The 12,350-nt window shown below is 70.2% G+C and carries 8 protein-coding genes; all 8 read left to right on the top strand.

Annotated elements, in window-relative coordinates:
• Window positions 1-42 precede the first annotated feature (42 nt).
• The 8 genes from LR393_RS34965 (at window position 43) to LR393_RS04090 (ending at window position 12,305) form a co-directional block, all read left to right on the top strand.
• Window positions 43-1,122, top strand: a complete 1,080-nt coding sequence (locus LR393_RS34965) for an RDD family protein (protein ID WP_269326606.1) — start codon at window positions 43-45, stop codon at window positions 1,120-1,122.
• A gap of 97 nt (window positions 1,123-1,219) precedes the next feature.
• A complete protein-coding gene (locus tag LR393_RS04060) occupies window positions 1,220-1,780 on the top strand; it encodes a DUF2752 domain-containing protein (RefSeq protein WP_231481618.1) in 561 nt (186 codons plus the stop codon).
• 155 nt (window positions 1,781-1,935) lie between these two features.
• The gene (trpC, locus tag LR393_RS04065; RefSeq protein WP_231481619.1) at window positions 1,936-2,748 is read left to right on the top strand and encodes an indole-3-glycerol phosphate synthase TrpC; all 813 of its coding nucleotides are present in this window, start codon (window positions 1,936-1,938) and stop codon (window positions 2,746-2,748) included.
• Between the two features lie 39 nt (window positions 2,749-2,787).
• Window positions 2,788-4,071 carry a tryptophan synthase subunit beta gene (trpB, locus tag LR393_RS04070; protein ID WP_231481620.1) on the top strand — a complete coding sequence of 428 codons (1,284 nt, stop codon included), beginning with the start codon at window positions 2,788-2,790 and terminating at the stop codon, window positions 4,069-4,071.
• Window positions 4,068-4,880 carry a tryptophan synthase subunit alpha gene (trpA, locus tag LR393_RS04075; RefSeq protein ID WP_231481621.1) on the top strand — a complete coding sequence of 271 codons (813 nt, stop codon included), beginning with the start codon at window positions 4,068-4,070 and terminating at the stop codon, window positions 4,878-4,880. The genes trpB and trpA overlap by 4 nt, the downstream gene beginning before the upstream one ends.
• A gap of 44 nt (window positions 4,881-4,924) precedes the next feature.
• Window positions 4,925-5,962 carry a prolipoprotein diacylglyceryl transferase gene (lgt, locus tag LR393_RS04080; protein ID WP_231481622.1) on the top strand — a complete coding sequence of 346 codons (1,038 nt, stop codon included), beginning with the start codon at window positions 4,925-4,927 and terminating at the stop codon, window positions 5,960-5,962.
• Window positions 5,963-6,295: 333 nt separating this feature from the next.
• Entirely contained in the window at window positions 6,296-10,855 is a 4,560-nt protein-coding gene (gene gltB / locus LR393_RS04085) for a glutamate synthase large subunit (RefSeq protein ID WP_231481623.1), read from the top strand.
• Window positions 10,848-12,305 carry a glutamate synthase subunit beta gene (locus LR393_RS04090; protein ID WP_231481624.1) on the top strand — a complete coding sequence of 486 codons (1,458 nt, stop codon included), beginning with the start codon at window positions 10,848-10,850 and terminating at the stop codon, window positions 12,303-12,305. Before gltB ends, LR393_RS04090 begins: the two co-directional genes overlap by 8 nt.
• The last annotated feature ends 45 nt before the right edge of the window (window positions 12,306-12,350 follow it).

A 12,350-nucleotide genomic window follows, 5' to 3' on the forward strand; every position in this document is an offset into this window, starting at 1 on the left:
TCGACCGGGGCCAGGTAGGCCCGCACCGACGATGAGGTGACGATGTCCGAGTACGGCTCGAATCCGCCGCGCGACCCGAACAACGGCGAATCCGGCAACCCGGAACAGCAAGGCCAGCCGGGGCAGTACGGCCAGCAGGGCCAGCCGGGGCAGCACGGCCAGCCGGAGCAGCACGGGGGGCAGCCCGCCGGGCAGCAGCCGGGGTACGGCCAGCCGCCGCAGTACGGGCAGAACCAGCCGGGCCCCGAACAGCCGGGCCAGTACCAGCCCGGCCAGAACCAGCCCGGCCAGAACGGTCAGCCCCAGTACGGGCAGAACTCGCCCGGCCCGGGCCAGTACGGTCAGAACCAGTCCGGGCAGAGTGAGCCCGGGCAGTACGGCCAGCCCGCGTACGGGCAGGACCAGTACGGGCAGGACCAGTACGGCCAGTCCCAGCAGCCGGGTCAGCCCGAATACGGTGCGCCCGGGCACCAGCCCCCGTACGGCCAGCAGCCCGGCCAGTACGGCCAGCAGCAGCCGGGTCAGTACGGGCAGCCGGGTCAGTACGGCCAGCAGCCGGGCGCCTACGGCTCCAACCCGTACGGCCAGCCGCCCGTCTACGGGCAGTACGGCAACCCGATGCAGAACAACGCGAGCAACATCCCGGCGAACATCGAGTTCGCCACGATGGGCCGTCGCCTCGCCGCGCAGCTCATCGACGGGCTGCTGCTGTCCGTGGTCTTCGCCATCCTGTTCGTGCTCATGGGCCTCGCACTCTGGTCGGGTGACGACAGCGTGGGCTCTGGTTCGGCCTCGGGCGCCACCAGTGCGGGCGAGACGGTCGTGGTCCTGCTGGCCTACGCCATCGCCTTCCTGATCCCGCTCGTCTACCAGGTGACCATGATCGCCACCCGGGGTGCCACGGTCGGCAAAATGGTGCTCGGCGTGCGGGTCGTGAAGATCGAGGACGGTCAGGTACCCGGCTGGGTCCCGGCCCTCCTGCGCTGGCTGATCCCCTTCGCGGGCAGCCTTTTCTGCGGGATCGGCCAGATCGTCGTGTACCTCTCGCCGTTCTTCGACTCCAGCGGCCGCCGGCAGGGCTGGCACGACATGGCCGCCAAGACCGTCGTGATCCGGGTCTGAGTCGATCCGTGTCGAGCAGTGCTGAACCGCGGCGGGTCGAGCGGTGCCAAGAGACGGTTCCGAGGCGAGCGGTGCCCGTGACCCGACCGTGAACGCCGTGCGACGGCCCGTGAGCGCACCGGAGCGGCCCCTGCGGCCCTCCCGGCCCCTGATGCGCCCGCTGGCCGTCGCCGCCGTTCTGGGCGCCGCCACCGGCTACCTGGCGGCCGTCGACCCGAACCGTCCCGGTCACTACCCCGGCTGCCCGTTCCGCGCGCTGTTCGGCGTGTACTGCCCCGGCTGCGGCGGCCTGCGGGCGGTGCACGACCTGACCCATGGCGATGTTCCGGCCGCCCTGTCCTCGAACCTGCTGGTGACCCTCGCGATCCCGGTCGTCGTCGTGCTCTGGGTGCGCTGGTTCCGGCGTCGTGCCCGGCCGGGCACCGACCGCCGGGTCACCCACCCCACCGGCACCCGTCTCGCCGGCACCCACTTCACCGGCACCGGCCCGACCGCGCCGGGAACCTCGTCCTCAAGCACGAAAACCCTGCTCACAGGTGACGCGAAAGGGCGCTTACGTGCGGGTGTCCGGCCCTGGGGGCCGGTCGCGGTCGTTCTCGGCCTTATCCTCTTCGGGGTGCTGCGGAACATTCCCGGATGGGAGTTCCTCGCTCCGTGACCGGTCCGGCGACGGATCGGTCGCTGAAGGGCCTGGGCGAAACGGTCCATACCAGACGGGACCTGCGGGTCCTGGCGGACGGTAGGGGCCGGAGCACCCTCCGGGAATAGGTACCATCGACGGGTTGACACCGCCGCGTGACGAGGGAGCCTTGTGTGACTGTGCTCGATCAGATCCTCGTCGGGGTTAAAGCTGACCTGGAAGAACGCCAGGCCACCACACCCCTGGAGAAGCTCCAGGAACGGGCCGCGCAACTGCCCTCGGCCAAACCGGCGGAGTCGGTCCTGCGCCACGGCGACACCGTCAAGGTGATCGCCGAGGTGAAACGGTCGAGTCCGAGCAAGGGTTCCCTGGCCGAGATCGGTGACCCGGCCGGCCTGGCCACCGAGTACGAGTCCGGTGGCGCCTCCGTCATCAGCGTGCTCACCGAGAAGCATCGCTTCGGCGGCAGCCTCGAAGACCTGGCCAGCGTGCGCGCCGCGGTCGACGTGCCGGTGCTGCGCAAGGACTTCGTGTTCACCAGCTACCAGGTGTGGGAGGCCCGGGCCACCGGTGCCGACGCGATCCTGCTGATCGTCGCCGCGCTCGAGCAGGAGGCCCTGGTCTCGCTGGTCGAGCGGGTGCACTCGGTCGGCATGACCGCCCTGGTCGAGGTGCACGACGAGGAAGAGGTGCAGCGTGCGGTCGACGCCGGCGCCCGGGTGATGGGCGTCAACGCCCGCAACCTGAAGACCCTCGAGGTGGACCGCAACACGTTCGCCAAGCTCGCGCCGAAGATCCCCAGCGGCATCGTCCGGGTCGCCGAGTCCGGGGTGCGGGGTCCGCACGACGTGCTCGACTACGCCCGCTCCGGCGCCCACGCGGTGCTGGTCGGCGAGAGCCTCGTGGTCGGCAACAACCCCCGGGGTGCCGTCGCCGACCTGGTCGCCGCCGGATCCCACCCCGCCCTGCGGGCCGGGCGCTCCTGACCCCCTGCCCGGTCACCCCTTCGAACAGAACTGAAAGCGATGACGGACTCTCAGCCCACCTCCGCCCGGCTGCGTGACGCCGTCGGCCCGTACTTCGGCCGTTTCGGTGGCCGGTTCGTGCCGGAGGCCCTCGTGGCCGCCCTGGACGAACTCGACGCGGCGTTCGGTGCCGCGGTGGTCGACCCGGCGTTCATCGCCGAGCTCGACCACCTGCACCGCACCTACTCCGGCCGGCCGAGCATCCTCACCGAGGCTCCCCGCTTCGCGAAGCACGCGGGCGGCGCCCGGATCCTGCTGAAGCGGGAAGACCTGAACCACACCGGTTCACACAAGATCAACAATGTGCTCGGGCAGGCCCTGCTGACCAGGCGCATGGGCAAGACCCGGGTGATCGCCGAGACCGGGGCCGGTCAGCACGGCGTGGCCACGGCCACCGCCGCCGCGCTGATGGACCTCGAGTGCGTGATCTACATGGGCGAGGAGGACACCCGGCGACAGGCACTCAACGTCGCCCGGATGCGCCTGCTCGGCGCCGAGGTGGTCCCGGTCACCGCCGGCTCGCGCACCCTGAAGGATGCGATCAACGAGGCGATGCGCGACTGGGTGACGAACGTCGACACCACCCACTACCTGCTCGGCACGGTCGCCGGCCCGCACCCGTTCCCCACCATGGTCCGTGAGTTCCACCGGATCATCGGCGAGGAGGCCCGGGAGCAGGTGCTCGAGCTGACCGGCCGGCTGCCCGACGTGGTCACGGCCTGCGTCGGTGGCGGCTCCAACGCGATCGGCATCTTCCACGCCTTCCTCGACGACCCCGAGGTGGAACTGCTCGGGCTCGAGGCGGGCGGCGACGGGGTCGAGACCGGGCGTCACGCCAGCTCGATCACCGGGGGCGTGGCCGGCGTGCTGCACGGCAACCGGACCTTCATCCTGCAGAACGAGGACGGCCAGACGATCGAGAGTCACTCGATCTCGGCCGGTCTGGACTACCCGGGCGTCGGCCCGGAGCACGCCTGGCTGGCCGAGTCCGGCCGGGCCCGGTACGAACCGGTCACCGACACCCAGGCGATGGAGGCGTTCCAGCTCCTGTGCCGCACCGAGGGCATCATCCCGGCGATCGAGAGCTCCCACGCCCTGGCCGGCGCCCTGCGTGAGGGCAAGCGGCTCGGCGAGGGCGGCATCGTGCTGGTCAACCTCTCCGGCCGGGGCGACAAGGACGTGGACACCGCGGCCCGCTGGTTCGGGCTGGTCTCGGCGCCCGACCTGGTCGCCTCCGAGGCCGAGCGCGTGGTGGCCACCGATGAGCTGAAGGAAGAACTGTGAGCAGCGTTTCGTCGGTCCTCGCCGCCGCGCGGGCCGAGGGCCGGGCGGCCCTGATCGGTTACCTGCCCGTGGGTTTCCCCGACCACGAGACCTCGGTAGCGGCGATGGTGGCCATGGTCGGGGCCGGTGTCGACATCGTCGAGATCGGCGTGCCGTACAGCGACCCGCTGATGGACGGCCCGGTCATCCAGCACGCCGTCGAGGCCTCCCTGGCCGCCGGCGCGCGGCCGAAGGACGCGATCGTCGCCGCCGAGGCAGTGGCCCAGGCCGGCGCTCCCGCGCTGCTGATGTCCTACTGGAACCTCGTCGACCGCTACGGCGTCGCGCGGATGGCCACCGACCTGGCGAACGCCGGGGGAGCGGGCCTGATCACCCCCGACCTGATCCCCGAAGAGGCCGGTGAGTGGATCGAGGCCTCCGACGAGCACGGTCTGGACCGGATCTTCCTGGTCGCGCCCAGCTCCACCGACGGCCGCCTGGCGATGACCGCCGCCGCCTGCCGGGGCTTCGTCTACGTCGCCTCCACCATGGGTGTCACCGGCGTCCGCTCCAGCGTGAACGACGCCGCCGAGGTCCTGGTGCACCGCACGCGCGCCGCCACCGACCTGCCGCTGTGCGTCGGCCTGGGTGTCTCCACCGCCGAACAGGCCACCCAGGTTTCCGGTTTCGCCGACGGAGTGATTGTCGGGTCGGCCTTCGTGCGGGCCCTGGCATCGGCCTCCAGCCCGGCCGAGGGCGTCCGTGCGGTCGCCACCGTGGCCGCCTCGCTGGCCGAGGGCGTGCGCGCCGGCCAGCCCACCCGCAGCTGAACCACACCCCCTAGCTGAATCATCCAAGACATGGAGGCCGTCGGATGAACGCCGCTGTGCTGGCGTCGATCCCGAGCCCGGACCAGGGCGTCTGGCACCTGGGCCCACTGCCGCTGAGGGGCTATGCGCTCTGCATCCTCATCGGTATCGGCCTGGCGATCTGGACCGCCCAGGTGCGCTGGAAGGCGCGCGGGGGAGACCCCACGGTGGTGCTCGACATCGCCACCTGGGCCGTGCCTTTCGGGGTCGTCGGCGGTCGCCTCTACCACGTGATCACCTCGCCGCAGCAGTACTTCGGCGAGAACGGTGACCCGGTCAAGGCCCTGTTCATCTGGGAAGGCGGCCTGGGTATCTGGGGCGCCATCGCGCTGGGCGGTGTCGGCGCGTGGATCGGCTGCCGCCGCAGGGGAATCCGGCTGCCGGTGTTCGCCGACGCGCTGGCCCCCGGGCTGCTGTTCGCCCAGGCCTTCGGCCGCTGGGGCAACTGGTTCAACAACGAGCTCTACGGCAAGCCGCTGACCCAGGACAACCCGTTCGCCCTGAAGATCTACGAGTGGGACACCGGGGCCGGCCGCGCCATCCGCAACGCCGCCGGAGACCCGGTGGTGAAGGGCTACTACGAGCCGACCTTCCTGTACGAGTGCGGCTGGAACATCCTCGCCGCGCTGTTCATCCTCTGGGTGGACCGCCGCTGGAAGCTGGGCCACGGAAGGGTCTTCGCGCTCTACGTGATGACCTACTGCATCGGGCGCGGATACATCGAGACCTTGCGCATCGACGAGGCGAACCACATCCTAGGTCTGAGACTGAACGTGTGGACATCGATCCTTCTGTTCACCGGCAGCCTCGTCTACCTGATCATCTCGTCCCGGCTCCGGCCCGGTCGCGACACCACCCTGTACCGGAACCCGGCTCCCGAGGGCGGGCCCGTCGACGGGGATGCGACCACAAGCACGCCGGACGAGACCGTCACCGTGGGCGCGGACGCCGGTGAGAGCAAGAAGACCGAGGACCGGGCCAGGACCGACGGCAAGGACGCCGGCGACGAGGCCAGGGCCGCGGTACCGGAATCCGGCGCGTAAACCGGATTGTTTGCGTGAGGGAACGGGTCTGCACCGTACGTCTTACGGCGAAACAGCCGTGAAACGAAGCTGATCGTCAGGTGACCGCCCGGCCCGGCATCGCCCCAGGTGAAGGGGGCATGATGGGACGGGAAAATCGGCGAAGTCGCAGGTTTCACAAAGGTTTCGAAATGCCGTACCGACCCGTTACAGTGTCGACAACCCGAGGGCCATAGGCGTCCCCCTGCGCGGATCATCTTTGCGGCTCGCTTGACCCTCATCGCGGTGATCATCGACATGGCACACGGGTCGTTACCCCGCTTCTGAGCCCCAAGCGACCACGAGGTGCAGATCATGGTCTCCCCCTACCGGCGGTACTCCGCCCGGCCCGAACCCGTGGGCCTTTACGACGGTCAGCACGAGCACGACGCCTGTGGCGTCGCCTTCGTCGCGACCATGCGTGGAGAGCCCGGTCACGACATCGTCGAGGCCGCCCTCACGGCGCTTCGTAACCTGGACCACCGCGGCGCCGTCGGCGCCGAGGTCGACACCGGCGACGGCGCCGGCATCACCACCCAGGTACCCGACGCGTTCTTCCGCGAGGTCCTGAAAGAGCAGTTCGGGGTTCAGCTCCCGCCTCAGGGCAGTTATGCCGTGGGTACGGCCTTCCTCCCGCAGGACGACGCGGAGCGGGCCACCGCCACCGCGCAGATCGAGCGGATCGCGGCCGAAGAGGGCCTGGCCGTGCTGAGCTGGCGCGACGTCCCGATCACCCCGGGCCTGGTCGGCGCCACCGCGGCGGCCTGCCAGCCGGTGTTCCGGCAGATCTTCGTGGCCTCCACCCCCGGTCGCGTGGTCGGGATGGCCCTGGAGCGCCGCGCGTTCCGGCTCCGCAAGCGGGCCGAGATCCAGGCCGGCGTCTACTTCCCGTCGCTGTCCTGTCGCACCATCGTCTACAAGGGCATGCTGACCACCGGTCAGCTCGAGCCCTTCTTCCCCGACCTGTCCGACCGGCGGTACGCCTCCGAGCTGGCCATCGTGCACTCGCGGTTCTCCACGAACACCTTCCCGTCGTGGCCGCTGGCGCACCCGTTCCGGATGATGGCGCACAACGGCGAGATCAACACGGTCAAGGGCAACCGCAACTGGATGCGGGCGCGCGAGAGCACGCTCAAGAGCGACGTCATCCCCGGCGACCTCGACCAGCTGTTCCCGATCTGCGACCCCGAGGGCAGCGACACCGCCTCCTTCGACGAGGTGCTGGAACTGATCCATCTGGGTGGCCGTTCGCTGCCCCACGCGGTGCTGATGATGATCCCCGAGGCGTGGGAGAACCATGCCGAGATGGACCCGGCCCGCCGCGCGTTCTACGAGTTCCACTCCATGTTCATGGAGCCGTGGGACGGCCCCGCCAACGTCTGCTTCACCGACGGCACCCTGATCGGCGCCGTCCTCGACCGCAACGGCCTGCGCCCGGGGCGCTACTGGGTCACCGACGACGGCCTGGTCGTTCTCGCGTCCGAGGCCGGCGTGCTCGACCTCGACCCCGCCACCGTGGTCAAGAAGGGCCGCGTCCAGCCCGGCAAGATGTTCCTCGTCGACACCGAGCACGGCCGCATCGTCGACGACGAGGAGATCAAGACCGCCCTCGCCGGTCAGTACCCCTACGACGAGTGGCTGCACGCGGGCCGCATCCGCCTGCAGGACCTGCCCGAGCGCGAGCACATCGTGCACACGCACAAGTCGGTCACCCGCCGCCAGCAGACCTTCGGCTTCACCGAGGAAGAGCTCAAGCTCATCGTCGCGCCGATGGCCAAGACCGGTGCCGAGCCGCTCGGCTCGATGGGTACCGACACCCCCGTGGCCGTGCTCTCGAAGCGCCCGCGGCTGCTGTTCGACTACTTCACCCAGCTGTTCGCCCAGGTCACCAACCCGCCGCTGGACGCGATCCGCGAAGAGCTGGTCACCGCCATGACCACCACGATCGGCCCGGAGCGCAACCTGCTCTCGGCCAGCCCGGCGCACTGCCGCAAGCTGGTGCTGCCGTCGCCGGTGATCGACAACGACGCGCTCGCCAAGATCGTGCACGTCAACGACGACGGTGACCTGCCGGGCTACGCCACCGGCCGGATCCACGGCCTGTACCGGGCCGACGGCGGCGGCGAGGCACTGGCCGAGCGGCTGGCGGAGATCTGCGCCGAGGCCTCGGCCATGGTCGCCGCGGGCGCACGCTTCATCGTGCTGTCCGACCGCGACAGCACCGCCGACCTGGCGCCGATCCCGTCGCTGCTCCTGACCAGCGCCGTTCACCACCACATGATCCGTGAGAAGACCCGCACCCAGGTCGGCCTCGTCGTCGAGGCCGGCGACGTGCGCGAGGTGCACCACGTGGCGCTGCTGATCGGTTTCGGCGCCGCCCTGGTGAACCCGTACCTGGCCATGGAGAGCGCGGAAGACCTGGTCCGCCACGGCGTCATCGACGGCATCACGCCGGAGAAGGCCGTGCAGAACGTGATCAAGGGCCTGGGCAAGGGGGTGCTGAAGGTGATGTCCAAGATGGGTATCTCCACGGTCGCCTCCTACCGCGGCGCCCAGGTGTTCGAGGCGATCGGCCTCTCCCAGGAGCTCGTCGACCAGTACTTCACCGGCGTCACCTCGCAGCTGGGCGGCATCGGGCTCGACGTGGTCGCGCAGGAGAACGCCGCCCGCCACGCCATGGCCTACCCGGCCGACGGCCAGCGCGGCCTGCACAAGCGCCTGCCCACCGGGGGCGAGTACCAGTGGCGCCGCGACGGCGAGGAGCACCTGTTCAACCCGGACACGGTCTTCCGCCTGCAGCACGCCACGCGCAACCGGCGCTTCGACATCTTCAAGGAGTACACCTCCCGCATCGACCAGCAGGCCGAGCGCCTGATGACGCTGCGCGGGCTGTTCACGTTCAAGGACGGGCGCACGCCGGTCCCGCTGGACGAGGTCGAGTCGGCCGCCGAGATCATCAAGCGGTTCTCCACCGGCGCCATGTCCTACGGGTCGATCTCGCAGGAGGCGCACCAGACCCTGGCGATCGCGATGAACCGGATCGGTGGCAAGTCGAACACCGGTGAGGGCGGCGAGGACGTCGAGCGTCTGCTCGACCCCGAGCGCCGCAGCTCGATCAAGCAGGTCGCCTCGGGCCGGTTCGGCGTCACCAGCATGTACCTGACGCACGCCGACGACATCCAGATCAAGATGGCGCAGGGGGCGAAACCCGGTGAGGGCGGCCAGCTCCCGGGTCAGAAGGTGTACCCCTGGGTGGCCCGCACCCGGCACTCCACGCCGGGCGTCGGCCTGATCTCCCCGCCGCCGCACCACGACATCTACTCGATCGAGGATCTCGCCCAGCTGATCCACGACCTGAAGAACTCCAACCCGGAAGCCCGCGTGCACGTGAAGCTCGTGGCCGAGGTCGGGGTCGGGACGGTCGCGGCCGGTGTGAGCAAGGCCCACGCCGACGTGGTACTGATCTCCGGTCACGACGGCGGTACCGGTGCGGCCCCGCTCACCAGCCTCAAGCACGCCGGCGCGCCCTGGGAGCTCGGCCTCGCCGAGACCCAGCAGACGCTGGTGCTGAACGGGCTGCGTGACCGGATCGTGGTGCAGGCCGACGGCCAGATGAAGACCGGGCGTGACGTGATCATCGCCGCGCTGCTCGGGGCCGAGGAGTTCGGTTTCGCCACCGCCCCGCTGGTGGTCTCGGGCTGCATCCTGATGCGGGTCTGCCACCTCGACACCTGCCCGGTCGGCATCGCCACCCAGAACCCGGAGCTGCGCGAGCGGTTCAGCGGCAAGCCGGAGTTCGTCGAGACATTCTTCGAGTACATCGCCGAGGAGGTCCGCGAGCACCTGGCGGCCCTGGGCTACCGCTCGCTGGAAGAGGCGATCGGTGAGGTCGAGACCCTCGACACCACCGCCGCGGTCGAGCACTGGAAGGCGTCCGGCCTGGACATCAGCCCGCTGCTCGCGTCCCCGACGGCGATGTACGGCCCGTCCCGCAAGCGCACCACGGTGCAGGACCACGGCCTGGAGAAGGCCCTCGACCACTCGCTGATCTCGCTGGCGGCCGACGCCCTCGAGCGCAGCGAGCCGGTGAAGTTCGAGGTGCCGGTGCGCAACGTCAACCGCACAGTCGGCACCATGCTCGGCCACGAGGTGACCAAGCGTTTCGGTGAGAAGGGCCTGCCCGACGACACGATCGACATCACCCTGACCGGTTCCGGCGGGCAGTCGTTCGGCGCCTTCCTGCCGCGGGGTGTCACCCTGCGGCTGCTGGGCGACGGCAACGACTACGTCGGCAAGGGCCTGTCCGGCGGCCGGGTGGTCGTACGGCCCGACGCGGCGGCCAGCTACTCGGCCGAGCAGAACATCGTGGCCGGCAACGTCATCGGCTTCGGCGCGACCAGCGGCGAGATGTTCCTGCGCGGCCAGGTCGGCGAGCGCTTCTGCGTGCGTAACTCCGGCGCCACCGTGGTCGCCGAGGGTGTGGGCGACCACGGCTGCGAGTACATGACCGGTGGCGTGGTGGTCGTTCTCGGCCGCACCGGCCGGAACTTCGCGGCCGGCATGTCCGGCGGCGAGGCGTTCGTGCTCGACCTGCGGGCGGGCCGGGTCAACCCGGACATGGTCGACCTGGTGCCGGTCGAGGGTGCCGACTCCGAGCGGCTCCGCCTGCTGGTGAGCAAGCACCGCGACGAGACCGAGTCGGCGGTGGCCTGGCGCCTGCTGCAGGACTGGGACACCGCGCTGACGCGATTCACCAAGGTCCTGCCGCGTGACTTCGCGCGGGTCATGTCCGTTCGTACACAAGCAGAATCAGAAGGACTCGACCTCGACTCCGACGAGGTGTGGTCGCGAATCATGGAGGCTTCCCGTGGCTGACCCGAGGGGGTTCCTCAACACCCGCCAGCGTGAGTTGCCGGTCCGCCGGCCCGTGCCGATCCGGCTGATGGACTGGAAAGAGGTCTACGAGTCCACCGACCAGGGGCAGTTGCAGCGCCAGGCCGGCCGGTGCATGGACTGCGGTATCCCGTTCTGTCACAACGGTTGTCCGCTCGGGAACCTGATTCCCGAGTGGAACGACCTGGTCTGGCGCGACGACTGGCGCGAGGCGATCGAGCGGCTGCACTCCACGAACAACTTCCCGGAGTTCACCGGCAAGCTCTGCCCGGCGCCCTGTGAGTCGTCCTGCGTGCTGGGCATCAACCAGCCCGCGGTGACGATCAAGCAGGTCGAGGTCACCACCATCGCCAGGGCCTTCGACAACGGCTGGGTGCAGCCGATGCCGCCCGAGCGCCTGACCGGGAAGACCGTGGCCGTGATCGGTTCCGGTCCGTCCGGACTGGCCGCCGCCCAGCAGCTCACCCGGGCCGGTCACACCGTGGCCGTGTACGAGCGGGCCGACCGGATCGGTGGGCTCCTGCGCTACGGGATCCCCGAGTTCAAGATGGAGAAGGCCGTCATCGACCGCCGTCTGGCGCAGATGGAGGCCGAGGGCACCCGGTTCCGCCCGGGTGTCAACGTCGGCACCGAGCTGACCGGCCAGCAGCTGCGCGACCGGTACGACGCGGTCGTCCTGGCGGTCGGTTCCACCACGGCGCGCGACCTTCCCACCCCCGGGCGGGAACTCGGAGGTATCCACCAGGCCATGGAGTACCTGCCCCAGGCCAACCGGGTGGCGCTCGGCGAGGAGATCGAGGGCCAGATCCGCGCCGACGGCCTCGACGTCGTCATCATCGGTGGCGGTGACACCGGCGCCGACTGCCTGGGCACCGCCCTGCGGCAGGGCGCGAACTCGGTCACGCAGCTGGAGATCATGCCGCGCCCGACGCAGGAGCGTCCGACCGGTCAGCCGTGGCCGACCTACCCGATGCTCTTCCGTGTCGCCTCGGCGCACGAGGAGGGTGGCGAGCGGGTCTACGCGACCAGCACGCAGGAGTTCCTGAGCGACGAGAACGGTCGCGTGCGGGCGCTCAAGCTGGTCGAGGTGGAGTTCAAGGAGGGCCGGTTCACGCCGGTCGAGGGCTCCGAGCGGGAGATCCCGGCTCAGCTGGTGCTGCTCGCGATGGGCTTCACCGGCCCGGAGAAGCCCGGTCTGGTCGAGCAGCTGGGTGTCGATCTGGACCCGCGGGGCAACATCTCACGTGACAACGACTACATGTCGAGCGTGCCCGGGGTGTTCGTGGCCGGTGACGCCGGCCGGGGTCAGTCGCTCATCGTCTGGGCGATCGCCGAGGGTCGCTCCTGCGCGGCCGGGGTGGACACCTGGCTGTCCGGATCCACCACGCTCCCCACGGCCATCCCACCGACCGCCAGGCCGCTGACGGTCTGACGGCCTGGCTGACGCGTACCCCGGCACCCCTGGTGGGTGGCCGGG

It is taken from the genome of Kineosporia mesophila, assembly GCF_021129235.1.
GTDB classification, from domain to species: domain Bacteria; phylum Actinomycetota; class Actinomycetes; order Actinomycetales; family Kineosporiaceae; genus Kineosporia; species Kineosporia mesophila.